General features: G+C 44.8%; 24 protein-coding genes. 23 read left to right on the forward strand and 1 reads right to left on the reverse strand.

All coding sequences use genetic code 11. From position 1 onward, the window contains the following. The first annotated feature begins 64 nt into the window (after nt 1-64). From BVG16_RS14620 to BVG16_RS14705, 18 genes are all read left to right on the forward strand, one after another. Complete coding sequence (locus tag BVG16_RS14620; RefSeq protein ID WP_078499413.1) at nt 65-1,798, forward strand: 2-oxoacid:acceptor oxidoreductase subunit alpha; 1,734 nt, start codon at nt 65-67, stop codon at nt 1,796-1,798. Nucleotides 1,799-1,800: 2 nt separating this feature from the next. Then, on the forward strand, nt 1,801-2,667 hold the full coding sequence (locus tag BVG16_RS14625) for a 2-oxoacid:ferredoxin oxidoreductase subunit beta (protein WP_078499414.1): 867 nt from the start codon (nt 1,801-1,803) through the stop codon (nt 2,665-2,667). 111 nt (nt 2,668-2,778) lie between these two features. Beyond that, nucleotides 2,779-3,351 carry a phosphate propanoyltransferase gene (gene pduL / locus BVG16_RS14630; RefSeq protein WP_078499415.1) on the forward strand — a complete coding sequence of 191 codons (573 nt, stop codon included), beginning with the start codon at nt 2,779-2,781 and terminating at the stop codon, nt 3,349-3,351. A 148-nt stretch (nt 3,352-3,499) separates the two neighbouring features. After that, nucleotides 3,500-4,117, forward strand: a complete 618-nt coding sequence (locus tag BVG16_RS14635; protein WP_078499416.1) for a DedA family protein — start codon at nt 3,500-3,502, stop codon at nt 4,115-4,117. Then, on the forward strand, nt 4,098-4,727 hold the full coding sequence (locus BVG16_RS14640; protein WP_078499417.1) for a DedA family protein: 630 nt from the start codon (nt 4,098-4,100) through the stop codon (nt 4,725-4,727). The genes BVG16_RS14635 and BVG16_RS14640 overlap by 20 nt, the downstream gene beginning before the upstream one ends. A gap of 1 nt (nt 4,728) precedes the next feature. After that, nucleotides 4,729-5,322: an undecaprenyl-diphosphatase gene (locus BVG16_RS14645; protein ID WP_078499418.1), complete on the forward strand. Its 594-nt coding sequence runs from the start codon at nt 4,729-4,731 to the stop codon at nt 5,320-5,322. Nucleotides 5,323-5,452: 130 nt separating this feature from the next. Further along, the gene (locus BVG16_RS14650; protein ID WP_078499419.1) at nt 5,453-6,130 is read left to right on the forward strand and encodes a response regulator transcription factor; all 678 of its coding nucleotides are present in this window, start codon (nt 5,453-5,455) and stop codon (nt 6,128-6,130) included. Beyond that, on the forward strand, nt 6,127-7,533 hold the full coding sequence (locus BVG16_RS14655) for a HAMP domain-containing sensor histidine kinase (protein ID WP_078499420.1): 1,407 nt from the start codon (nt 6,127-6,129) through the stop codon (nt 7,531-7,533). Before BVG16_RS14650 ends, BVG16_RS14655 begins: the two co-directional genes overlap by 4 nt. Nucleotides 7,534-7,683: 150 nt before the next feature. After that, nucleotides 7,684-9,240, forward strand: coding sequence for a tRNA (N6-isopentenyl adenosine(37)-C2)-methylthiotransferase MiaB (miaB, locus tag BVG16_RS14660; RefSeq protein ID WP_078499421.1), 1,557 nt, complete (start codon nt 7,684-7,686; stop codon nt 9,238-9,240). A gap of 48 nt (nt 9,241-9,288) precedes the next feature. Next, entirely contained in the window at nt 9,289-9,744 is a 456-nt protein-coding gene (locus BVG16_RS14665; protein ID WP_078499422.1) for a RicAFT regulatory complex protein RicA family protein, read from the forward strand. A 60-nt stretch (nt 9,745-9,804) separates the two neighbouring features. After that, nucleotides 9,805-10,359: a maltose acetyltransferase domain-containing protein gene (locus BVG16_RS14670; protein ID WP_078499597.1), complete on the forward strand. Its 555-nt coding sequence runs from the start codon at nt 9,805-9,807 to the stop codon at nt 10,357-10,359. A gap of 148 nt (nt 10,360-10,507) precedes the next feature. Continuing rightward, nucleotides 10,508-11,560: a putative 2-aminoethylphosphonate ABC transporter ATP-binding protein gene (locus BVG16_RS14675; protein WP_078499423.1), complete on the forward strand. Its 1,053-nt coding sequence runs from the start codon at nt 10,508-10,510 to the stop codon at nt 11,558-11,560. 11 nt (nt 11,561-11,571) lie between these two features. Next, entirely contained in the window at nt 11,572-13,263 is a 1,692-nt protein-coding gene (locus BVG16_RS14680; RefSeq protein ID WP_078499424.1) for a putative 2-aminoethylphosphonate ABC transporter permease subunit, read from the forward strand. Nucleotides 13,264-13,372: 109 nt separating this feature from the next. Next, nucleotides 13,373-13,804: an NfeD family protein gene (locus BVG16_RS14685; protein ID WP_078499425.1), complete on the forward strand. Its 432-nt coding sequence runs from the start codon at nt 13,373-13,375 to the stop codon at nt 13,802-13,804. Between the two features lie 4 nt (nt 13,805-13,808). Beyond that, complete coding sequence (locus BVG16_RS14690) at nt 13,809-14,741, forward strand: SPFH domain-containing protein (protein WP_078499426.1); 933 nt, start codon at nt 13,809-13,811, stop codon at nt 14,739-14,741. A gap of 141 nt (nt 14,742-14,882) precedes the next feature. After that, complete coding sequence (locus BVG16_RS14695) at nt 14,883-15,653, forward strand: NUDIX domain-containing protein (RefSeq protein ID WP_078499427.1); 771 nt, start codon at nt 14,883-14,885, stop codon at nt 15,651-15,653. Nucleotides 15,654-15,683: 30 nt separating this feature from the next. Beyond that, a complete protein-coding gene (locus BVG16_RS14700; RefSeq protein WP_078499428.1) occupies nt 15,684-16,217 on the forward strand; it encodes a cysteine hydrolase family protein in 534 nt (177 codons plus the stop codon). 31 nt (nt 16,218-16,248) lie between these two features. Beyond that, on the forward strand, nt 16,249-17,700 hold the full coding sequence (locus tag BVG16_RS14705) for a nicotinate phosphoribosyltransferase (RefSeq protein WP_078499429.1): 1,452 nt from the start codon (nt 16,249-16,251) through the stop codon (nt 17,698-17,700). A 55-nt stretch (nt 17,701-17,755) separates the two neighbouring features. Here BVG16_RS14705 and thrC read toward each other — a convergent pair whose 3' ends face one another. Then, a complete protein-coding gene (gene thrC, locus BVG16_RS14710; RefSeq protein ID WP_078499430.1) occupies nt 17,756-19,012 on the reverse strand; it encodes a threonine synthase in 1,257 nt (418 codons plus the stop codon). 136 nt (nt 19,013-19,148) lie between these two features. Here thrC and BVG16_RS14715 point away from each other — a divergent pair, with 136 nt between their 5' ends. The 5 genes from BVG16_RS14715 (at nt 19,149) to BVG16_RS14730 (ending at nt 26,147) form a co-directional block, all read left to right on the forward strand. Continuing rightward, nucleotides 19,149-20,048 (forward strand): LysR family transcriptional regulator, encoded by a 900-nt coding sequence (locus BVG16_RS14715; protein WP_078499431.1) that lies wholly within the window; start codon nt 19,149-19,151, stop codon nt 20,046-20,048. 49 nt (nt 20,049-20,097) lie between these two features. Beyond that, on the forward strand, nt 20,098-20,250 hold the full coding sequence (locus BVG16_RS32820; protein WP_158081700.1) for a hypothetical protein: 153 nt from the start codon (nt 20,098-20,100) through the stop codon (nt 20,248-20,250). A 141-nt stretch (nt 20,251-20,391) separates the two neighbouring features. Next, nucleotides 20,392-22,311 carry a ribosomal protection-like ABC-F family protein gene (gene abc-f, locus BVG16_RS14720; protein ID WP_078499432.1) on the forward strand — a complete coding sequence of 640 codons (1,920 nt, stop codon included), beginning with the start codon at nt 20,392-20,394 and terminating at the stop codon, nt 22,309-22,311. Between the two features lie 11 nt (nt 22,312-22,322). Next, nucleotides 22,323-24,065, forward strand: coding sequence for an ABC transporter ATP-binding protein (locus tag BVG16_RS14725; RefSeq protein ID WP_078499598.1), 1,743 nt, complete (start codon nt 22,323-22,325; stop codon nt 24,063-24,065). A gap of 12 nt (nt 24,066-24,077) precedes the next feature. Next, complete coding sequence (locus BVG16_RS14730) at nt 24,078-26,147, forward strand: ABC transporter ATP-binding protein (RefSeq protein WP_078499433.1); 2,070 nt, start codon at nt 24,078-24,080, stop codon at nt 26,145-26,147. Nucleotides 26,148-26,240 lie beyond the last annotated feature (93 nt).

Consider the following 26,240-nt stretch of genomic DNA (forward strand, 5'->3'; position numbering starts at 1 on the left):
TTTTTTTAGGGAATTTTGGCACTTATCATTCTAGCGGGAGTCATAACTAAAGGAGTGGGCGAGCTTGATTAGTCAATTATCTTGGAAAATCGGCGGACAACAAGGGGAAGGCGTAGAGAGTACAGACCGTATTTTCTCAACTGCATTAAATCGATTGGGATATTATTTATATGGATACCGTCATTTTTCTTCCCGTATTAAAGGTGGACATACGAACAATAAAATTAGAATCAGTACGAAGCCTATTCGTGCAATTTCGGATGATCTGGATATTTTAGTTGCTTTTGACCAAGAAAGTATTGACTTGAATGCGCATGAATTGAGAAAAGGCGGCGTGGTTGTCGCTGATGCGAAATTTAGTCCATCTCTTCCTGAAGGCATTGATGCCAAATTGTTTCCTGTGCCGATCACTGCGATCGCAGATGAACTTGGTACTTCACTAATGAAGAATATGGTTGCTTCTGGGGCGTCTTGGGCATTGCTTGGACTTCCGCTAGAAGTATTTAATAAAGCAGTTGAAGAAGAATTTGGTCGCAAAGGTGCAGCGGTTGTGGAGAAGAACGTGGAGGCGGTTAAACGCGGATCTGATTACGTTCTAGAACTAGCTGGCGGTCCTTTGGAAGAGTTTAAATTGCTACCTGCAGACGGCGAGCAAAAATTGTTCATGATCGGTAACGACGCGATGGGATTAGGGGCATTGGCAGCAGGCTGCCGCTTCATGCCGGCCTACCCGATCACGCCAGCTTCGGAAGTGATGGAATATTTGATCAAAAAACTTCCGAAATTCGGTGGTACAGTGATTCAGACCGAGGATGAGATCGCTGCAATTACGATGGCTATTGGTGCAAACTTCGGCGGTGCTCGTTCGATGACAGCATCAGCAGGTCCTGGTCTTTCCTTGATGATGGAAGCTATTGGTCTTGCAGGGATGACTGAGACACCTGTAGTTATCGTCGATACGCAACGCGGTGGCCCAAGTACAGGATTACCGACGAAGCAAGAGCAAAGTGATATCAATGCGATGATCTACGGAACGCACGGAGAAATTCCGAAGATTGTTCTTGCACCAAGCTCGATCGAAGAATGCTTCTACGATATGATTGAAGCCTTTAACTTGGCAGAGAGATATCAATGTCCTGTTATCGTTCTTACAGACTTGCAATTATCCTTAGGTAAACAATCCTGCGATATGCTGGACTACAGTAAAGTGAACATCGACCGTGGTAAATTGGTCACGAATACTCCTGAGCTTGAGCCTAACCAGTTGTTCAAACGGTATGAGTTTACAGAAGACGGTATTTCACCTCGTGTGCTTCCAGGTGAGAAATACGGCATACACCATGTAACGGGTGTTGAACATGATGAGACAGGACGTCCTTCAGAAAGTGCGGTTAACCGTAAGAAAATGATGGATAAACGTCTTGGCAAATTAAACAACATTCAAGTGACGAACCCAATCCATGTTGACGCTCCTCACGATGAAGCCGACTTGTTAATCGTAAGTATGAGTTCGACTGGCGGTACTGTAGACGAAGCAAGAATCAGACTTGAAGAACAAGGTGTTACAACGAACCATATTACAGTTCGCTTGTTGTACCCATTCCCTTCGGAGCAATTCGCACCGTATGCTGAGAAAGCTAAGAAGATTGTCGTGCTTGAGAACAATGCGACCGCCCAATTAGCCGCTCAAATTAAGTTGAACTTAGGGTATGGAGACAAAATTGAAAGTGTTCTGAAATATGACGGTAATCCGTTCCTTCCTTCGATTGTCTACAATGCATGTAAGGAGTTGGTGTAACGATGGCAACTTTTAAAGAGTTTCGTAACAACGTCAAACCGAACTGGTGTCCAGGTTGCGGAGACTTCTCCATCCAAGCAGCTATTCAAAGAGCAGCAGCCAATGTTGGCTTAGAACCTGAGAATTTAGCAGTCGTATCCGGTATTGGATGTTCCGGCCGGATTTCAGGATATATCAATGCTTACGGATTACATGGTATTCATGGCCGCGCATTACCGATCGCCCAAGGATTGAAAATGGCGAATCGCGAATTAACTGTAATCGCTTCTGGCGGTGACGGTGACGGATTTGCGATCGGTATGGGTCATACCGTTCATGCGATCCGTCGTAACATTAACGTTACGTATATCGTCATGGACAACCAAATTTATGGATTGACGAAAGGTCAGACTTCTCCGCGTAGTGCGGAAGGTTTCAAAACAAAGAGTACGCCAGACGGTTCCATCGAGTCGACATTATCACCGCTAGAAATTGCGCTTTCAGCTGGGGCAACCTTCGTAGCTCAATCGTTCTCGAGTGACTTGAAACAGTTAACCATGTTAATTGAAGAAGGCATTAAACATGAAGGTTTCTCGTTGATTAACGTATTCAGCCCATGTGTAACCTTCAATAAAATCAATACGTATGACTGGTTCAAAGAGCATATCGTGAACTTAGATTCCATTCCTGAATACGATTCCTCGAACCGTATTCAAGCGATGACGAAGTTGATGGAAACGGGCGGTATGCTGACTGGACTTATTTATCAAGATAAATCTAGAAAATCTTATGAAGACATGGTTGTTGGATTCCGTCAAGAAGGTATCGCGAATCAAGATATCCAAATTTCGGAGCAAGATTTCGACAAACTTGTAGCAGAATTCAAATAATTCACAAAAGACGTACGGAATATGCCGTACGTCTTTTGATTTTTTTGGCCAAGGGTGTATAATGGTAATGCTTCAGAAACAACTAGAGAGAAAATTAATGAGGTGGAGAAAATGAAAAAAGAAGTACCTGTCGGTGTATCAGCACGTCATATTCACTTATCCCAAGAGCATATCGAGCAATTGTTCGGTGCAGGTTATCAACTAACAGAATTCAAACCATTATCCCAACCAGGGCAATTCGCAGCGAATGAAACGGTTGAAGTTGTAGGCCCTAAAGGTTCTTTCGGCAAAGTCCGTATCTTAGGACCTGCTCGTAAAGCAACCCAACTGGAAATTTCCCGTACAGATTCATTTGCCATCGGCATTAAAGCGCCTGTGCGTGAGTCTGGTGACACAGAAGGAACACCAGGCATGACAATTAAAGGACCTGCTGGTGAAGTTGTAACGAACGATGGCGTGATCGTAGCAGCGCGTCACATCCATTTCCACACATCAGATGCGGAGAAATGGGGCATTCAAGATAAGCAACAATTGAAAGTTCGTTTAGGCGGCGAACGCGGTCTTGTGCTTGAGCATGTGATTGCACGCGTATCCGATCAATTCGCTTTGGACATGCATATCGATACAGATGAAGCAAATGCGGCTGGTGCCAAAACAGGCGATACTGCGGAAATTATCGACTAATATAAACGTGATGAATCATAACGAGGAAAAGGGAGTGCCTAGCGCTCTCTTTTTTTTACGATTTTTTTGGAACTAAAAATGATTTTCTCATTTTAATTTCATTTTCCTCTTATACAATAAGTTTATAGAAAGAGAAGGAGGAGAGAACATGATCCAATTCATCACAGACGCTTTTTCACATCACGGGGTTCTTGTACTCTTCTTTATTCTTTTTCTTGAATTACTAGGATTGCCGTTACCGGGCGAGCTGCTGATGAGTTTCGCGGGTTACATGGTATTTCAAGGTAAGCTGCACGGGATACCTTTGATCATCATGGGAAGCTTGGGCGTATGTCTAGGAATAACGGCATCTTATATATGTGGTTATGTTGCAGGCAGACCCTTCATGGAGAAGTACGGTAAGTACGTTCATTTGGGACCGAACAATCTACAACGTAACACAGTGTGGTTCGGTACATATGGCAATAAACTGCTCGTCATTGCTTATTTTATTCCGGGAATTCGGCATGTTACAGGTTATTTTGCAGGGATGATGAAAACTCCTTTTCGCACGTTTGCATGCTATGCCTATAGCGGAGCCGTGCTATGGGTTAGTGTATTCGTGATATTAGGGAAGATATTAGGTCCAGAATGGGAAAAGCTCCATGTGTTTTTTTCAAAATATATATTTGGAGGCATGGTATTTCTAGGAGGACTCATTGTCATCATCGTTCTTCTTCAAAAATTGAGAAAGAAGGTGAAGCCTCATGCTTCATCACATCATTGATTCCATTTCTGCTATAGCTACTTACTTGATTCAGCAGTTTGGATTGTTTGGTATTTTTATAGGGATGGTGCTGGAGAGTGCATGTATTCCGCTGCCGAGCGAAGTAATTATGCTAACGGGGGGCTATTTTGCTTCAAAAGGTGATTTTGCGTTATGGGAAGTGATACTTGCTGGGGTGTTAGGGAACCAAATCGGTTCCATGCTCATATATTTCGTAGGTTATAAAGGGGCGCGTCCCGTATTAGCTCGTTACGGAAAGTACGTGTTTATGAATCAGCATCACTTAGATAAAGCTGAGCACTGGTTCTCGCGTTATGGTGAATGGACGGCATTCATTGCTCGGAACATCCCTTTTATTCGAACATTCATTTCACTACCGGCTGGGATGGCACGAATGAACTTTGCTAAGTTTAGTATCTATACGTTTTTGGGATGTATTCCATGGAACTTTGGGTTAGCTTATCTTGGCTTCAAGCTCAGTGAGCATTGGCAAATGGTCGAAACTTATGTACGTCCAATTAGTTATGCTGTTTTATCTATCATTATTCTGCTTATTGTAAGATTCGTATACAAAGCAATCAAAGGATATCGGAAAGAAGGAATGATTTAATATGTTGGATTATCAAGTATTTCAGTGGATTAATGACCTTGCAGGAAAGGGCACATTTCTTAATCCTATCATGCGTTTTTTTGCAGAAGATGCACAGTATTTCCTGTTCTTAGGAATTCTCGTCTACTGGTTCACGCGAACAAGAGACCACCGAATCATGGTAGCTGAGGCATTGATTTCAGCAGCAGTTGGGCTTGGAATAAGCGGTCTGATAGGAGACTTCTTCTATCGTGACCGTCCATTCATTACGCATTCTGTACATCAGTTGATTCAACATGCGGCGAATGCATCGTTCCCAAGTGATCATGCGACGGCTGCTTTTGCGATTGCGATGGCATTTTTCCTTGGACGCCGAAGAGAAGGGAAGTTATGGCTGGTGTTCGCCGGGCTAATCGCATTTTCACGTGTGTGGACAGGTGTTCACTATCCAACGGATGTTATGGCCGGAGCTGGTCTAGGTATCCTATCTGCCTGTGGCATTCACATGTTATTGACGAGATGGGCGCTCGTGCACAAATTTATAGGCTTATGCATTGATGTGTATGAGAAAGCTGAACATAAGGTATTACCGAAGAAGAGAAGTCAATTGGACTAATTTCAGCCTACAGAATTTATGATGATCTCATGCGTCTGATCCGATCAAATGCTTTAGATTTACGCTTTCTATCCAAATCAGTTATACTATCCGTATGCCAACTTAAGAAGAAAGAGAGGGGAGGATGTCCATGCGAAAAATTCTAGTGATTGAAGATGAGCGAAATTTAGCACGATTTATTGAACTAGAACTAAAACATGAGTCTTTCGAAGTCCTCATCGCTTCCGATGGTAGAACAGGGTTAGAGATGGCACTCAGTGGGGATTGGGATATTATTTTGCTGGATATCATGCTTCCTGGGATGAACGGGATGGACATATGCCGGCAAATTCGGCTTCATAAATCAACCCCTATCATCATGATTACGGCTAGGGATAGCGTTTCAGATCGTGTTACAGGGCTGGATACTGGAGCAGATGACTACATCCCAAAACCATTTGCAATTGAGGAATTGTTAGCGCGAATTCGCTCCATTTTCCGACGTGTTGAGGAATACAAGGAGGGCCCGCGTGATGTGCTTGTCTTCCAAGATCTCCAGGTGGATCTGAATGCTCATGTCGTACACATGGCTGAGCAGCTAGTGGAACTAACGAAGCGGGAATTTGACCTGTTAGTCATGTTCATGCAAAATATCAATCGGGTACTCACACGAGAAGTTCTTCTGGATGCGGTTTGGGGATTTGATACGGAAGTGGAGACCAATGTGGTCGATGTTTATGTCCGGTATTTACGTAACAAACTAAAGCATGTAGGGCTAGAGAATGCCATTCATACGATACGGGGAACAGGATATGTGATGCGACAATGAACAAAGTAAGGGTGTATTTGTCTCGATTGCCAGTAAGGTGGAAACTCACGGTTTGGTCCGCGTTGTTGTTATTTGTATTGTTCATTGTCTATGCTTCAGTGCATTATTTTGTCATTAATCATTGGCTTGTGAACGAAACTGAGGCAAGCATTCAGAAGGATATGAATCAATTAAAGACGTATTTCGAAGAAAAACAGGTGATGACCCAAGAAGATATCCTGGCAAGCACCCATTTTATTAAAGAATTAAATCAAAAAGATCAGTTCATCCGCATCCTAAATCAAAAAGGAGAACCGATTATTAAGGTTTCGGATGGTCTGATAGAAGAAGCGGTCGCACCCCGAACTGTTGAATCGACAACATTGATCAGTGAGTGGCATTTGGATGATCATTTGCTTATGATTCGCAGTCCTTTAAAGACAGATCAGTTTACAGGAACGATTGAAATTGTCCGTAGTTTAGAAGCGTTCGATGCTTTGAATAAGCTTATCTTGCTAACGATGTTTATTGGTGGAGTTATCGCTATTCTTGTGAGTGCAATAGGGGGCTGGATCCTTGCTCGTCAATTATTGAAGCCGGTCCAATCCATGGCTAGCACGATGCGGAACATCAAGAGCAAAGGGCTTCAGGAGCGGGTTGTCACCACGAATGCGAAGGATGAGATATCCGACTTATCGATGTTGTTCAATGATATGATGGATGATCTCGAAACATCATTCCGGCAGCAGAAACAATTCGTCGAAGATGCATCGCATGAATTGAAGACGCCTCTTGCCATTCTAGAAGGACATTTATCACTCTTAAATCGATGGGGCAAGGATGACCCGGAAATTTTAAATGAATCTTTACAAGTGGGACTGCAGGAGGTTGGACGTTTAAAGGGGATCGTTCATGAGCTTCTAGATATGACTCGGGCTGAAACCGTGCAATTTCTAACGGGAGAGCCGGTAGAGGTGAAGAGTCTCGTACAGAATATTATTCAGAGTGTATCTGCGATTCATGCTGATTTTCATATCCAAACCGACTTAGAAAGCCTGTCACAGGTGCGAATTCGAATTGTTCCTCAGCATTTGGAGCAAATTATATTGATATTATTGGATAATGCCATGAAATATTCGGATGAACGAAAAGATATTAACGTGATCGGTCAAGTAGTTCACAATAAAGTTGCAATACAAGTAATCGATTACGGAATCGGGATACCGAAAGAAGATTTACCGCATGTTTTTGATCGTTTTTATCGGGTAGATAAATCGAGAACGAGAGAGCGTGGTGGAGTCGGTCTAGGGTTATCTATTGCGTATCGCTTGGTACATGCCTATGATGGGGAAATTAGTATCAGCAACAGTTCTCATCAGGGGGTCTGTGTAACCCTTCTTTTTCCGATCGTAACCAATGAATGAGCTTGTTATTCCGAATACCATAGCAATACACGCAATCACCTGCTTTTTGGATATACCGCAGGTGATTTTTCTATGTATGCATGGTATAATTTTAAATTGGATTAATTAGATAACAATGATGATTTCAATATAGAGGGAAGTGGACCGAACTTGACACAGGAGAATAACAAATCCAAAGACTACGCTAAATACTTTGACTTCTCAACCGCGAAAGTGATCAAGCAGGAAGAAGGGAAAACAACATACCGTATTAACGGCCGTGAAATCTCCATCAATTCTGCGCCTAATCATACGGAAGAGAAACGTAGAGGGAAAGAAGATATCCAAGTTCATTATGATGCAGGCATACCAGACGAGTTGAAGGAAATTGGGAAAGATAAACACTATATCATTTACACCTTCGGTTGTCAGATGAATGAACATGATACCGAGACGATGAAGGGCATGTTGGAGGAGATGGGCTACCAAAGCACTGAAGATCGCAAGCTTGCCGATATCATTCTACTGAATACATGTGCCATTCGCGAGAACGCAGAGGATAAAGTATTCGGAGAGCTGGGTCACTTGAAGCATCTGAAAACGGAGAAACCTGGGCTCATCCTCGGGGTATGCGGCTGCATGTCTCAAGAAGAATCTGTGGTTCATCGGATCATGGCGAAGCATGGCTTCGTAGATATGATTTTTGGAACGCACAATATCCATCGTCTTCCTTATCTGATTCAGGATGCGCTTTTCAGTAAAGAGATGGTCGTTGAAGTATGGTCCAAGGAAGGCGACATCATCGAGAACCTGCCGAAGAAACGTGAAGGCATGCGCGCATGGGTCAACATTATGTATGGCTGCGACAAGTTCTGTACATATTGTATTGTACCTTTCACGCGGGGGAAAGAACGGAGCCGTCGTCCTGAAGATGTGATTGCAGAAGTCCGCGATTTAGCGAGACAAGGCTTCAAAGAGATTACGCTGCTCGGACAGAACGTGAATGCTTACGGAAAAGACTTCACCGATATTGAATATACTTTCGCTCACCTCATGGATGATATGCACAAAATTGATATTCCGCGAGTTCGGTTCATGACCTCTCATCCGCGTGATTTTGATGATCAATTGATTGACGTGTTAGCGAAACGCGGGAACTTGGTTGAACATATTCATCTTCCGGTTCAATCGGGCAGTACGCAAATGTTGAAAATTATGAGTCGTAAATATACGCGCGAGCAATACCTCGAATTGGTTCGCAAAATCAAAAAGGTGATTCCGGATGTGGTTCTTACAACAGATATCATCGTTGGGTTCCCAGGAGAGACAGATGAGCAATTTGAAGATACGCTTTCGCTGGTGAAAGAAGTTGGCTACGATTCGGCGTATACTTTTATATACTCACCTCGCGTAGGTACGCCAGCTGCTTCCATGGAAGATAACGTACCGATGGATGTGAAAAAGGAACGTCTACAGCGCTTAAATGATTCCATTAAGCAATCCAGCCGCCAAATTCATGACAATATGGTAGGACAAGTCGTGGAAGTTTTGGTTGAAGGGGAAAGTAAGAATAATGCGAATATGCTGTCAGGACGGACACGTACGAATAAGTTGATTCATTTTGAAGGTTCCAAAGACTTGATCGAAACGTTCGTTCATGTGAAAGTTACCGATTCGTTCACATGGTTTATGAAAGGGGAGCTTGTCACCGAGCAAGTCCCTATGTAAAATAAGTCACAGGTCCAGATTTATTGGGAAAGAATGGAGAGATAAACGATGAGCCAGCACGATCATGATCATACACATGAAGAAGTCCAAATTCCTAAGTTTGAAGTTCGCGATCTCCTCGTGCGTGAAGATATTATGGCAAAGACGAAAGAACTTGCCGATTTGATCTATACGTCGGAAGAAGTGAAGATGTACCAGACGGCAGAGAAAACGATCAATACAAATGATCGAATACAAACGCTTATCGCTTCGATGAAGAAGAAGCAGAAGGAAATTGTTGCGTTTGAACGTTTCCAGAACACAGAGATGGTGGCTAAAATTGAGCAAGAAATCGAAGATTTACAGGATGAGCTGGATAATATTCCGATTGTTTCGGAATTTCAGCAAAGCCAAAGCGATTTGAACTACTTGCTTCAAATGATTATGACTGCGATTCGTGATACCGTTTCCGAGAAAATCGAAGTTGAAGCGGGTACTGTATCTACATCGAAATGCGGAGACTAAGAAGAGGGCTGTTCAATGCAGATTGAACAGCTTTTTTCACATCCAGAAGGAGTGCATCAGATGAAAACCGAAAAAGAAAAGATGATCCATGGCGAATACTACTTGGCAGCTGACGAAGAGTTGGTCGCGGATCGCCTCCGTGCAAGACGTTTAACGCGACTCTACAACCAGACGACAGAAGTGGATGGAGAAGAACGTACACAGCTTCTGAAGCAATTATTCGGTACGGTGGGGGGCGATATATACATCGAACCGACCATCAAATGTGATTATGGGTACAACATTCATGTAGGACACAATTTCTATGCGAATTTCGATTGCGTTATTCTCGATGTTTGTCCCGTGAACATTGGAAGCAACTGTTTCTTAGCTCCTGGAGTACATTTGTATACAGCAACACATCCTCTTGATCCAGTGGAACGGAACAGTGGCGTGGAATATGCGAAACCGATTACGATTGGGGACAATGTCTGGATCGGCGGAAGATCGGTTATTAACCCAGGCGTTCGCATTGGTAATAACGTCGTTGTGGCATCAGGATCCGTGGTCACGAAGGATGTTCCGGATAACGTCGTCGTTGGTGGTAACCCGGCACGAATGATTAAGAATATCTAAAGCTCTTGTAAGCATCCTCTTCGCGAGGGTGCTTTTTTTGTGGAATTGTAAATCTATACAAATTCTTCATACACGAATGATATAAAGTTAACAAAACTTTTCTATAGTTAGGTTGCAGATAACTTGAACATGTATGGAGGCCAAAGGGATGCAGCCTTATTTAACGTTAAATCAGATCCAAAAGAAATTTGGACAATTTGTTTCGTTGAAAGGTATCGATTTACAAATTACTCATAATGAATTTGTCTGTTTGCTAGGACCAAGCGGTTGCGGTAAAACGACATTATTGCGAATTATTGCGGGATTAGAGACCGCGACGACGGGTTCCCTTGTGATGGATGGCAAGGATATCACCAAGATGCCGGCAGGACAGCGTGACTTTGCGATGATGTTCCAGTCCTATGCGCTTTTTCCTAACCTTACAGCATATGACAATATCGCATATGGCTTATCCTCTAAGAAGCTTAACAAGCGCGAGATCCGCAACCGGGTCGATGAAGTGCTGGATTTAGTCAATCTCTCACATCTGGCCCATAAATATCCTGGTCAATGCTCAGGTGGTCAGCAACAACGAATTGCGCTTGCACGAGCGCTTGCCATGTCCCCGAAGGTTCTCCTGCTAGACGAACCCCTGTCCGCGCTAGATGCCAAAGTTCGTGATAAGCTGCGCAAAGAAATTCGTAACCTCCATGAGCGATTAGGAATGACCACGATCATGGTTACGCATGACCAGGAAGAAGCGCTGACCATGGCAGACAAAATTGTCGTTATGAATAATGCAGAGATTGTACAGATCGGTACGCCTCAGCAAGTCTACGAGCATCCGAATAGTCCGTTTGTAGCAGATTTTATAGGTGCCATTAATTTCATGGATACATTGAATGCATCGGAACGGCTATCCTCGAAAGAACCAATGACAGCGATTCGACCGGAGCATATCCACGTGGGGGCATTGGATCAAGCTGAAGCTGTACAATACGGACGAATTCAAGAAATCGAGTTCCGCGGTTCGTTCTATCGCCTAACGTTGCAATGTATGAACAGTGCCGAAGAACCTGAGCAACGTCAGGTCATGATTGACATCTCTTCCGAGCAGACGAAGGGGCTTCAGCTGACGAAGGAGCAAGTCATTCCATTTCGCCTGCCGCGGGAACGCATTATCACATTTCATGCCGACAAACCCATTGTCGTGAACGGGTAGGGGGCAACACTTTGAACTGGAATGAGAATTTACAACGATTGCTTTTACTCATCATCGCAGCTGCACTAGCCGTAAGCATTCTGCTTCCTTTAGGCGCTTTATTTGAACGGGCATTTATGAACGAAGAGGGAGAATGGATCGGCGTCTCCAATGTGTTCACGTATTTGGCTTCCCCTGCACTTGCCCAATCGTTAGCAAATACCATGTTTGTCTCTGTCATTAGTACGATTATTTCGGTGGCGCTCGCATTTGCTTATGCCTTCGGTATTGTCCGGACGATGATGCGAGGCAAGACATTTTTCCGTTATGCGGCGCTGCTCCCGTTATTCGCGCCTTCGATGATGCATGGGCTGGCATTGACCTTCATGTTCGGAAATCAAGGTTATGTCACGACGGGATTCTTCGGGTTGCTGCCCACAGGCTGGGATATCCACCTCTATGGTCCTGTAGGGATCATCATATCCGAGGTTGTTTTTACATTTCCGCAAGCATTTCTGATTATGGTTGTTGCGCTATCCATGTCTGACTTTCGCTTGTATGAAGCAGCTGAGACACTGGGAGCGGGTCAAATGCGTAAATTTTTTACCGTAACATTGCCAGGTGTCAAATACGGTCTTATCAGTGCATTTTTCGTTTGTTTTACGCTTGTGTTCACGGATTTCGGGGCGCCAAAGATCGTAGGCGGACAATATAACGTTCTTGCGACGGATATGTACAAATATGTCATTGGTCAACAGAACATGTCGATGGGAGCAACCGTAGGGCTTGTACTTATTCTCCCAGCTATTTTGGCTTTTGCGGTGGATCGATATCTCGAACGTAAACAAAAATCTGTCGTTAGTGCCAAGGCGGTTCCTTTTCAACTCAAGCGCCGCCCAGGGCGTGATCGTCTATATACGATCTATTGTTCTGTGATTGCTGGTGCGATTCTGATCTTGCTTCTTACCGTTGTATATGGATCCTTCGTGAAGTTATGGCCTTACAATCTAAGCTTGACGTTAGACCATTTTGATTTCACAAAAGTAGCAGGAGGAACAGGGCTAGAACCGTTCTGGAACAGCTTGAAGGTATCTTTCTTGACGGCCATTATAGGTACGATTGTAACGTATCTGTCGGCCTATGCCATTGAGAAGCTGAAAGTATGGAAACCGCTGCGTTTATTAGGGTATTTTCTGTCCATCATCCCACTTGCCTTGCCGGGCCTCGTATTAGGACTATCCTATATCTTCTTCTTCAATCAGAAGTCGAACCCGTTGAACGGCTTGTACGGGACAATCTGGATCTTGGTGCTCGTGAACATCGTACATTTCTTCTCTGTGGCGTTTATTACGGCTACAACAGCGCTCAAGAAGCTGGATAACGAGTATGAATATGCTTCGGATTCGATGGGTGTACCGTTCTACAGAACATTGTTCAAAGTCACTGTACCGATCACGATTCCAGCGATATTGGAAATGGGAATCTACTTCTTCATTAACTCCATGGTGACCATTTCGGCCGTCGTATTTTTATATGCGCCAGACTTAAAGCTTGCTTCCGTGATGATCGTGAACATGGATGATGCTGGAGATATTGCGCCGGCTTCAGCGATGTCGATTCTGATCGTCGGCACAAGTATTCTCGTTCGGATCGCTTACGAATGGGGTACGGCGAAGCTTCGCCGACGTTCCGCGAAATGGCAATCACGCTCGCAAGATATGTAATTCAATTCCTTCACTTAGGACGGAAGGAAAAAACACTAGCAAAAATAACGATATTTTCCCCTCGACTTGCGTATACATTGAAGAACGAGTGAAGGGGGTTGCAAGGTCGATGGAAGTTTGGGTTATATGGCTTATCGTAGGCGGAGTGCTTCTTATAGCTGAGATGTTCTCCCTCACCTTCTACATGCTTTGGCTGGCGCTTGGTGCTTTGGTGGCAATGATTGTAGCGCTTATAGCACCAACTTTGTTCGTATTGCAAGCGATTGCTGGGGTCCTAGCTGCTGTTTTACTGACGATATTCACGAAGCCGATTACGCGGCACTTCCGTGCTTCGCGCGGATTTAAGGACGCCGTGGATCAGCTGGTCGGTAAAAAGGGCGTCGTCATTGAACCCATCGAACCTGGACAGAACGGGATCGTGAAAGTGGGGAATGATCTTTGGAGTGCGACGGCTTCCGAGGATCTGCTCAAACATGATGAAGTCATCGTTCTGCGCCGCGGCAATACCATTCTTGAAGTCGAAAAATGGAGAGGGGAATAGTCCGATGTCTTGGATCATTACGATTGTAATTTTGTTGGTTGCGGTTGTCTTTATTTCACTTACGGTCAAGATCGTTCCTCAGCAACGTGTAGGCGTTGTGGAGCGATTAGGTCGATTTAACCGTTTGTTAACGCCAGGGATTAATATCCTTATTCCTATTATTGATCATGTTCGTACGTACCACGACTTGCGCATTCAACAAGCGAATGTCCCGCCGCAGACCGTAATTACGAAGGATAATGTGCAAGTGCAAATTGACACGATTATCTTCTATCAAGTGGTTGGGCCGGAACAAGCAACGTATGGCATTTCGGATTATGTTTATGGTGTAAGAAATATTACGACAGCTACGATGCGTCAGATTATCGGTAAGTTGGAGTTGGATGAGACCTTATCCGGGCGTGAGAAAATTTCGACTGAAATCCGCATCGCGCTGGACGAAGCGACAGAAAAATGGGGCGTACGGATTGAACGGGTCGAAGTTATTGATATTAAGCCGCCGTTAGATATCCAGGAATCGATGGATAAGCAAATGAAGGCAGAACGGAGCAAGCGTGCGATTGTACTGGAAGCCGAGGCTGCCAAGCAAGATATGATCCTGCGTGCTGAAGGGGATAAGCAGAGTAAGATCCTGAAGGCGGAAGGAGACAAAGAAGCTCGTATTCGTGAAGCAGAGGGCTTACGACAAGCGCAGGAATTAGAGGCTCTAGGGCGTGCCAAAGCCATTCAAGCGGTTGCAGAAGCGGAGAAAATTCGTATTGAGCTGATTGCATCTGCAGGACTGAATGAGAATATTCTTGCATACAGATCTTTCGAAGCCTTGACCGATATTTCGAATGGTGCGGCGAACAAAGTGTTTATTCCGACAAACGCCGTAGAGACGTTAGGAAGCATTGGCGCGATCGGAGAAATGTTCAAAAATAAGAAATCCGAATAGATGTAGGAAATCGAAGAAAGATAAGCTAAGCGACAAGCGAAGCTTATCTTTTTTGACTGTTCTGGGGTGAAACATTGACATTTCTCGTGAATAGTTCATAATAATAATATTAAAAATACATTTACAATCGGGTGAGAATCGATGGAGTCGACAGAGAAGAACCAGTACAACGTGGGGAAATATCGGACACCAGATGGTGCACCGGCGGATATCGTTATTTTTACAATAACACGCAAAGAGAAGCAAACGGCGAAGAAGTCGTTACCATATCGAGATCTGATGGTTCTATTAATCCGACGCAAACGTTGGCCATTCGCAGGAAGTTGGGCTTTGCCAGGTGGTTTTGGCAGAGAATCGGAGGCCCTCTACGATACAGCACGTCGCGAATTGATGGAAGAGACGGGTGTAGCGGATGTTCATTTGGATTATTTAAATGTGTATAGTCGACCGGGACGTGACCCACGCGGATGGATGATTTCACATGCTTTCTACGCACTCGTGAACGAGAAGTGGCTAGAGAAGCGAAAGGCTGCAGACGCTGCCGAAGATGTGAAATTATTCACGGTAGAAGAAGCATTGAATAAGTTAGAATTAGCATTTGACCATCATGAGATTATAACAGATGCTTATCAGAAAATCCAACAAGAAATGCTTGTCACGACCATAGCAAAGGAATTTCTGCCTGAGGTATTTACGTTAAGTGAGCTCTATCAAGTCATTCAGACGGTTGTTCCTGATTTTAAAGAAACGAATTTTATCCGGAAAATTACATCCACGCAGAGCCGAAGAGGTATTATTCAAGTTGCATGTGACGAGCATGGGGAGAAACTATACTCCAATCAGTATTCGCAACGGCCAGCACAGTTATATCGGTTTACAGACTATGTGCCAACCGTATCCATTTATACATAAAGTCAATGAAAGAACAAGGAGAGATGAAGGATGAAAGCTCTTATTGTCATTGATTATACGGTTGATTTTGTGATCGGGAAGCTGCCCGTTGGTCAACCTGCGATCGATATTGAACAGCGTGTCGTGGCATTGACGGAACAATTTGTTCAGGATGGGGATTATGTGGTCATGGCCGTCGATTTACATGATGAGCAGGATGCACTTCATCCAGAGCACAAACTCTTCCCGCCGCATAATATTCGTGGTACCGAGGGAAGGCATTTATATGGTACATTACAGGCTTCCTATGAATCTCATCAAGATCAGATCTATTGGATGGATAAAACACGATACAGCGCGTTTTGCGGGACGGATTTAGAGCTTCAGCTTCGAGTTCGTGGCATCCAGGAAATCCACTTGATCGGGGTGTGCACGGATATCTGTGTACTTCATACGGCGGTTGACGCTTATAATAAAGGATTTCAAATTACCGTCCATCAGGACGCTGTGGCTAGCTTTAATGCAGATGGCCATACTTGGGCGCTCGGACATTTCAGCAATTCATTAGGGGCAAATGTCATATAAGCAAGGCGCACCACGTTAGGAGATGAACAAGATGAACGCAGACACGATGGCTCTTCATACTGATAAATATCAAATTAATATGATGTATGCGCATTGGGTGAATGGTACGCATAATCAAAAGGCTGTTTTCGACGCCTATTTTCGAAAGCTTCCCTTCGGGAACGGTTACGCCGTTTTTGCTGGGGTTGAACGGATTGTTAACTATATTAAAGAACTTCATTTCGATGAAGCGGCTGTGCAGTACTTGGCAGAGCAAGAAGAGCAGTATGACCCGCGTTTTTTAGAAGAGCTGCGTCAATTGCGCTTTACTGGTAATCTGCATGCCGTGAAAGAGGGAACCCTGGTATTCCCCAATGAACCGCTGATTCGAGTGGAAGCGAGATTATTCGAAGCACAGTTGATTGAGACAGCGATGTTAAATTTCATGAATTTCCAGACGCTCATTGCGACCAAAGCATCGCGTATTCGGCAAGTTGTCGGTACAGATACGCTCTTAGAGTTCGGTACGCGCCGAGCACAAGAAGCTGATGCAGCTGTCTGGGGAGCACGCGCGGCTTACATCGGCGGTTTTGATGCAACATCCAATATGCTGGCAGGTCAGCAATTCGGAATACCGACCAAAGGGACACATGCCCATGCTTGGGTACAAAGTTTCCATACCGAAGAAGAAGCGTTCGAGAAATTCGCAAAGGCGCTTCCGAATCAAGTGAGCCTATTGGTGGATACCTATGATACGTTAAAAAGCGGTGTCCCGCATGCGATTGAGGTAGGGAAGGATTTAGAGAAAGAGGGCAAACGCCTTCAATCGATTCGCCTTGATAGCGGAGATATTGCATATTTGTCGATCCGTGCTCGTGAGATGTTGGATGCAGCGGGGTTGCCGGATGTAAAGATCGTCGCATCAAATGATCTTGATGAGAACACGATATCCGACCTGAAGGCACAAGGTGCACGCGTGGATATCTGGGGCGTAGGAACACAGCTGATTACAGCCGCAGATCAACCCGCTTTGGGTGGTGTCTACAAAATCGTGGCGCTTGAAGTCAACGGTGAATATCAACCTACGATCAAGATTTCAGGAAATCCTGAAAAAGTGACCACGCCTGGCAAAAAGGATATCTTCCGCATCATCGACGCAAATCGCGGAAAGGCCGTGGCTGACTACATCTGTCTTAGTGAAGAAGAGGATGTGCGTAAGCGCGAGCAAATTAAACTATTTGATCCACTTCATCCCTATATGTACCGCTTCGTGCAAGATTATGACGCACAAGAGCTGTTGACTCCGATTTTCATGGCAGGCCAACAAGTGTATGAATTGCCAACACTGGATGAGATTCGTGAACATCACAAAGGCCAACTGCAATTATTCTGGCCGGAATATTTACGTAAGCTGAATCCACATCAATATCATGTGGATTTAAGCGTCGCAGCATGGGATATGAAGCGTAAGCTTCTAGAAGAGCATATGCAAGGTAAAAAGTAATTATATTACGATATTCCACCCTCTCGATCTCATTCGGGAGGGTGGTTTTGTTATTTCAAATGGATAAATGAATAGGTTGAAGGGGGTTGGCAAAGGGATTTTTGCAGGTAGATGAGAGATGATATGACTCAATCGCATGGGTGTCCTTCAGCATATGACCCGTTAAGACACATACGGCACGTTCCTCAGGGTGAATCCATTGATTCTCCACAAGCTGGCGCAGTCCGGCTAACGTAGCAGCAGAGGCGGGCTCACATCCAATTCCTGAGGCATCGATGATGGCTTTCGCGTTCATGATTTCCTCATCGCTTACGGATGCGGTAATCCCGTTGCATTGTTGGATGTAACGCATGGCTTTTCTCCAGCTTGGCGGGTTCCCGATATTTAAGGCCGATGCAATGGTATACGGATGCTCTTCAGGTTGTAATGTCCCATGAGGATTTCCTTGATCATGCATGAATTTATGGAATGGGCTAGCGCCTTCGGCTTGAATGATGGCGATCCTTGGCAGATGGTGGATAAATCCAAGCGAATATAGGTCCATGAGACCTTTTCCTAAGGCTGTGGCGTTACTTAATGCACCTCCAGGAACGATGATCCAGTCAGGCAGCTTCCATGCGAGTTGATGTGCGATTTCATAAATGATGCTTTTCTGACCTTCGATGCGCAAAGGGTTGATCGAGTTACAAACGTAATATCCTAAGGAGTCAGCTTCTCGCTCGAGATAAAGTATCCCGTCATCGTACGTACCTTCAAATGGATAGACATGCGCGCCATAAGCTAACGTCTGAAGTACTTTGTTCATTGCGATATCGTTCCCTGGAACATAGACATGGGCTTCGGCACCAATCCATCCGGCATACATGGCAAGAGAAGCAGAGGTATTCCCTGTGGAGCTGCAGGCAAAGTGCCGATAACCTAGGGAGTGACCATGCGATACGGCGGCTGTCATCCCATTATCTTTGAATGAGCCGCTCGGATTTTGGCTTTGCGCTTTAAATTGTAGGTGCTTGATGCCTGCGTATTGCAGCAGGGGTTCATTTGCGTCATATAACGGGGTATTGCCTTCATATTTGGTCACGATTGAGGTATCTTCCAATTCGGGTGCAATGAGCTCCTTATATCTCCATACACCGCTTGCATAGGGTGACATGCGATCTCGTAATCTCTCATCAAAACGATGTTTGAGTTCTTCTACATCGTAACCAGCATAATCATGCTCCACTTGCATGAGACCGCCGCAGGCACATGGTGCGAAGACAGCGGCGTTATTTCGCGCTTCCTGACTACATTCAGCACATATAATCTTCATCGTAACACTCCTCTAAGTTCATTCATCATTGATTCATTTGATTTGTAACCTTACAATAGATGCAGATGATTAATAAAACAAATATATAATTATGGTGAATACATAAATGAAATTTATGAATTAAGGAGTTGTAACGATGAACTTACACGCACTACGAATTTTTCACAAGACCGCTCAATTAGGCAGCGTGACACGTGCCGCTGAGCAACTCCGCATGAGCCAGCCCGCAGTGACAGCTCAAATTCGCAACCTCGAACGAGAATTGGATCTGGTGCTGCTTACCCCTCAGGGTCGAGGAATTGCATTGACGGAAACAGGACGATCACTTGCGGATCATGCGCACAGACTTTTTGCTTTTGAACAAGAGATCGAACGTCAAATGGATGATTTTCGACTGGGGCGTCAAGGAAAATTACGTATTGCGGCAACCTACCTGCCGGCCAATTTTTTATTGCCGCAGCTCATCGTGAAATTTAAGCAAATGTATCCGCAAGTCGAGATTCATTTAATGACGTTAAATAATAGCAATGCTTTGGATAAACTGAAAAATTTTGATGCTGATATCGCGATCATTGGGGGAGAGGACGAGGAAAATCCTGAACTGTCTCGGCAAAATTGGATTAAAGATGAATGCTGGTTTATAGCGCCATCGGATCATCCCTTTGCAGGGAAAGAAGTTTCTTTTCGATCCTTGATGGCGGAGCCGTTCATTATGCGCGAGGAGGGCAGCTACATGCGTAAGAAGTTATTGGCTTTGTGTCAATTGCATTCTGTGGCATCCCCGAGAACGGCTATTCAATGGACAGGTTCACAAGAAACCATTCGATCTGTAATGGCGGGCTATGGAATTACTTTTGTATCTTCTCTTGAAGTACGGGAGGAGATTCGACGTGGGAAAATCGCAAGAGTGTTGGTACCCGACATTCAAGCGAAGAACCCGATTTCGATCTATTTTCGCCGCGAAGGGAACTTGTCTATACCGGCTTCTAACCTCAAAGTTTTTTTAAACGGAAAAAATATGCTTGCAAATTTTTAATATGGTGTGTTATGGTAATCTTACTTTAAAAGAAGGAGGTGAAGGCAGGATGAAACGCAATCAGATGGAACAGAACTTGATGGTAACTGGAATGATTAACCTAACTGGGCTTGTATACACTGGAGCTGCGCACGCTACAGGTCTGTCCATTTTTGATCAAATCCAGAATATTCACGCGGATCGATTCCTGCCTAAACCTTAGCGGACTGTATAGCTAAAGGGCTGTAGGGATTCCTCCCTACGGCCCTTTTTTTGTTGCCTTGGAGGCGGAAATCGAGATGCGTACCCATCATACGATTGCGAATCTTTCCGAAATGGAAAGACCAAGGAGGATACGAAACCCATGATTAGTTGTCAACAAATTGAGAAGTATTACGGTGCCGAGCAGGTGCTGTCACATATAAGTTTTGAATTCAACGAAGGTGAGAAAGTCGGTCTGGTCGGACAGAATGGGTCAGGTAAGTCCACATTGCTCCATGTGTTGGCCGGCTTAGAACAACCTGATCGCGGAACGATTTCCGTTCCAAAGGGAACGAGAATCGGATACTTAACCCAAATCCAAGGGAACGATCCCGCATGGACGGTCTATGATGTATTGCAGCAAGGATTTGATGAGGCTTTAAGAATTCAGGCGCAGCTGCGTGAGTCAGAAATCAGTATGACGAGTGACGAAGCTGTCCAGGATCCACATGTAATGGACTCATTGCTGCGCAAGTACGCAGAGCTTCAGGAAGCATTTGAAAGAGCAGGCGGTTATGAAATCGAAACGCGAATCCATCAAATTGCAAACGGGATTGGCATTCCGACGGAACAGTTTCAGCGCACCTTCAACCATCTTTCAGGTGGGGAGAAAACGAAAGTAGCGCTCGCGAAATTACTGATTGAGCAGCCGAATTTTCTGCTGCTAGACGAACCTACGAACCATCTCGACTTGAATGCGGTGGAGTGGTTAGAACGATATATTGTGGCTTATCCCGGAACATGTCTGATTGCATCTCATGATCGATATTTCCTGGACCGTGTTGTAACCCAAATTATTGAAATTGAGGACGGAGAAGCGTCAACCTATCTGACGAATTACTCCGATTATCATAAAGAAAAGCAACAGAAGCTGCTTCTACAGTTTGAAGAGTACAAAGATCAACAGAAGCGAATCAAGCAAATGAAGGAAGCGATCAAGCGATATATCGAGTGGGGAAACATCGGGGGCAATGAGAAGTTCTTCAAGCGGGCAGCTTCGATTCAGAAAGCATTGGATCGGATGGACAAAATTAAACGTCCAGTTCTCGAACGCAAGAAGGTGGATTTCCAATTGGATTTCGCTGGACGTTCGGGTAAGGATGTGCTGGTGTGCCGTGACATTGAGAAAGGGTACGCGGGTCGAAATCTGCTGCAGAAGGTGACGCTGAACCTCGCCTATGGTGATCGTGTAGCGATGATCGGTGGGAATGGCGTTGGAAAGAGTACGTTGTTTAAGCTCATTCTTGGGGAAGAGCAGCCTGATCAAGGAGAGATTCGGATGGGGGCGCGCGTTGAAGTTGGATATCTGGCCCAAGATGCTCCACCGCTGGAAAAGGCTACGGTCATCCAATATTTTCGAAATCAGGTTGATGTGGAGGAAGGCGAAGCTCGCGGCATGCTGGCTAAATACTTGTTCTACGGAGCAGCTGTATTTAAATCCGTGATGAATCTGTCCGGTGGCGAATGGACGCGGTTAAAGCTAGCGTTAATCATGCAGCAATCGCCGAATTTCCTCCTGTTAGATGAGCCGACGAACCATCTGGATATTGCTTCCCGTGAAGCGTTGGAAGAGATGCTTGAAGAGTTCCCTGGAACTGTGTTGACCATCTCGCATGACCGTTATTTTATTAATCAAATTGCCGAACAGGTGTGGTCGTTGCATAACAAGCAAGTGACGTGTTACTTGGGTGATTTTGATGCATATAAGGAGCAATCTGAAAAGGAGAAGGCACGCAATACCTCGACTGTATCGGTGCAACGAACGCATGCTCCCGCTCGTGAGAACCGGAATCAAGAAGTCCTCTCAACAAGTAAGACATCCAGAAGGAAAATACAATTGGAACAACAAATTGCATTAAAGGAGCAGGACCAATGTAGCCTTGAATTAGCATTATTAAGTGAGGAACATCGTACAGATGCAGAGATGCTAGCCCGACTTGTTGCAGAACAAGCGGCGGTTCAAGAAGCATTGAACGAATTGTACGAACAATGGTTAGAACTTGAAGATGGAATGGAAGGGTAGTGAATCCTCAAATGTTTTCGATTTTGTATAAATTGAAATGGTTTTTTAATATGTATCGACGCAGGTATGTGATCGGTATTCTGTTACTGTTGATCGTTGGATTGTTTGAAATGGTACCTCCGAAACTCATGGGTCAGGCCATTGACCAGATCCAGCAAGGTACGTTCACATCCGCGAAATTATCGGAATTTTTACTCCTGTTTCTTGGGATTATGGTCGTGATCTATGTGATGGGATATTCATGGATGTATCAGATTTTTGGTGGATCGTTCGTGATAGAACGGATTCTAAGAACACGATTTATGAAGCATTTACTAAAAATGACGCCGACATTCTTTGAGAAAAATCGGACGGGTGATCTCATGGCCCGAGCGACCAACGATTTAGGAGCGGTATCAACGACCGTTGGTTTTGGGATTCTTACGATGGTGGATTCGAGTTTCTTTATGTTAACGATCCTGTTCACTATGGGATTCATGATTAGTTGGAAGCTAACGCTAGCAGCGATCTTGCCTTTACCACTTATTGCTGTGGCGATGAGTATCTATGGGAAAAAGATCCATGAACGCTTTACATTGGCACAAGATGCATTTGGAAAGCTGAATGATCAGGTGTTAGAGGCAATCTCTGGTGTGCGAGTCATTCGCGCGTATGTTCAGGAAAGAGCAGATGAAAGACGATTCAAGGCTGTTACGGATGATGTGTTTCAGAAGAATTTGGACGTGACACGCATTGACGCTTTGTTCGAACCAACGATTAAAATCTTAGTTGGTATTAGTTATATGATCGGGCTTGCATATGGGGCCTATCTGGTGTTCCATCAAGAAATCACGCTCGGTGAATTGGTATCCTTTAACGTGTATCTCGGAATGATGATCTGGCCGATGTTCGCGATGGGGGAACTTATCAATGTCATGCAGCGGGGGAATGCATCGCTTGACCGCGTGAATGAGATTCTATCGTATGAGCCGGATGTGCAGGATCCTGCGGAGACTCAATCGGTTGGCGTGCCGCATATGATTGAATTTGATCAAGTGACGTTCACCTACCCGACTTCGGAAACGAAAAATTTGAAGGAAATCTCGTTTACTTTAGATCGGGGTCAGACGCTTGGTATTGTTGGGAAGACGGGAAGCGGGAAGACGACGCTCTTGAAGCAGCTTCTGCGCGAATACCCGATCGGTCACGGAGAAATCAAGGTGGCTGGGACAGCACTTGGCTCCATCTCATTAAGTGAAATCAATGAATGGATCGCCTACGTGCCGCAAGAACAGATTCTTTTCTCCAGAACGGTGCAAGAGAATATACTCTACGGTCGTCGCCATGGTACGGAAGATGATGTACTTCAAGCGTTGGAGTCCGCGTCATTCTTACAGGACATTAATACGCTGTCGAGCGGTTTAGAGACCATCGTAGGCGAGAAAGGTGTCTCATTGTCTGGCGGTCAGAAGCAGCGTGTATCCATTGCCCGCGCGCTTATTGCGGACGCTGAGATTCTGGTGCTGGATGATGCCATGTCTGCCGTGGATGCGAAGACGGAAGCGAAGATTATTGGGAACATTCGCCGGGAACGTGCCGGTCGCACGACATTAATTACAACCCATCGACTTTCAGCGGTACAACATGCCGATCTTATACTCGTGTTGGATAACGGTGAAATTATTGAACGGGGAACACATGAAGAACTGCTTGCTGCGAATGGATGGTACAAAGAACAATTTGACCGTCAGCAAGTAGAAGCAAACTTATCGTAAGGTGGTGAACCCATGAAACTATTGAAGAAATTGTTTAATTACGCACTTTTATATAAAAAATCATTTGTCATAGCCTTGGTGATGCTTGCGATTGCTGTGGCAGCAGAGCTCACGGGTCCGTTCCTCGCGAAGTCTATGATTGACAATCATATTCTCGGCATTGAGAGGCCATGGTCTGAAGTACAGTCGAACACGAAAGACGCTGTACCCTATCAAGAACATTGGTACAAGAGAACCGATAATTTAAAAGCAGGCGAAGTGCCTGGGAATGAAGTTCGTGTACTTCAAGTCGGCAGACAGTTCGTTTTTGTCAATGAAGCCGTGCAAACCGATGGTGTTCGTTCCTTCGAGAATGGCAAGCTCGTCTTTACATCCGGAGAGAATACGCGAGCGTACCCAGCATCGAAGTTATCGGTCTCAGAACTGATCAAATTCTATCAACCGGAAATGAAAGGAATTATGTGGTTGATGGGTATTTATTTAGGCCTATTGCTGGTATCCTGTGTTTTTGAATACGGACGGATTTATTACTTGCAGACGTCTGCAAACCGGGTTATTCAGAAAATGCGTACGGATGTATATAACCAGATTCACCGGTTGCCGATTAACTATTTCGATACCCTTCCCGCCGGGAAAGTCGTATCACGTATAACAAATGATACAGAGGCCGTGAAGGACTTATTCGTTAACGTGCTGGCGAACTTCTTCTCCGGAACCGTGTATATTACGGGGATCTTCGTTGCTTTGTTCTTACTAGATGTTCGATTAGCGCTTGTGTGTCTTGTTATCGTTCCGATTCTTATTCTGTGGATCTACATCTATCGTAAATTCGCGACGCAGTATAACCGTGTGATTCGCTCGAAGCTAAGTGATATCAACGGGCTGATCAATGAATCGATCCAAGGGATGACCGTCATTCGCGCTTTCCGCCGGCAGAAGGATACGGAGAAAGAATTCGAAGAAATGAATGAGCAGCATCTTCATTACCGGAATAAAATGTTGAATTTAAACTCTCTAACTTCTCACAACCTAGTCAATGTCATTCGCAGCTTGGCGCTTGCAACAGTTGTGTGGTATTTCGGCAGCAAGTCTTTTGACATAACAGGTGCTATATCGTTTGGTGTCATTTATGCCTTTGTCGATTATTTGGGACGTATGTTCCAACCGATCGTCGGGATGGTCAATCAGTTAGCTCAATTAGAGCAGGCCTTAGTATCTGCTGAACGTGTGTTCGAACTTATGGATCTTCCAGGCACAGACGTTGCTGACGGTGCTTTGGATCGTTACAAAGGAAACGTGAAATTTGATCATGTCTCATTTGCCTATAAGGACGATGAGTATGTATTGAAGGACATTTCATTTGAAGCGAAGCAAGGGCAGACGGTCGCGCTTGTCGGTCATACCGGTTCCGGGAAGAGCTCGATCCTTAACGTTCTGTTCCGGTTCTATGACGTTCAAAAAGGCGAAATTACAGTCGACGGTGTGAATGTGCAGAGCATTCCGAAGCAACTTCTGCGTCAACATATGGGGATTGTACTTCAAGATCCATTCTTATTTACAGGAACCATTGCAAGCAATGTAAGCTTAGAGGACCCTTCGATCACACGCGAACAGATTGAGAAAGCACTGCGTGATGTCGGAGCGGAGACCATTCTTGCGAACTTGCCGAAAGGCTTTGACGAGCCGGTTATTGAAAAAGGAAGCACATTGTCCGCGGGTCAACGTCAATTGGTATCCTTCGCACGTGCACTCGCCTTTAATCCCGCCATTCTGATTCTAGATGAGGCAACGGCAAATATCGATACCGAGACCGAAGCGATTATTCAATCTGCATTAGATGTCGTGAAAAAAGGTCGTACGACCTTCATAATCGCACATCGTCTCTCGACGATTCGCAGCGCAGATCAAATCCTGGTTCTGCATCGCGGTGAGATCGTAGAGAAAGGCAGCCATGAAGAACTGATGTTGCATAAAGGCCGTTACTATCAAATGTATCAACTGCAGCAAGGCAGTCAGCAAGAAGCTTCAGCACCTGCTCCAGGACCGAGTCCTGCAGCGGCGACGCCTTCCTACATCGGATAATATGATGATTGAGACGCTTTTGGCGTTCTACATCCCTGATGGCGATGTGGATTCCAAGGGCGTCTTTTCATGGGGTTCGTATCTGATCATGAT

The sequence above is a fragment of the Paenibacillus selenitireducens genome (assembly GCF_002021565.1).
Lineage (GTDB): Bacteria > Bacillota > Bacilli > Paenibacillales > Paenibacillaceae > Paenibacillus_K > Paenibacillus_K selenitireducens.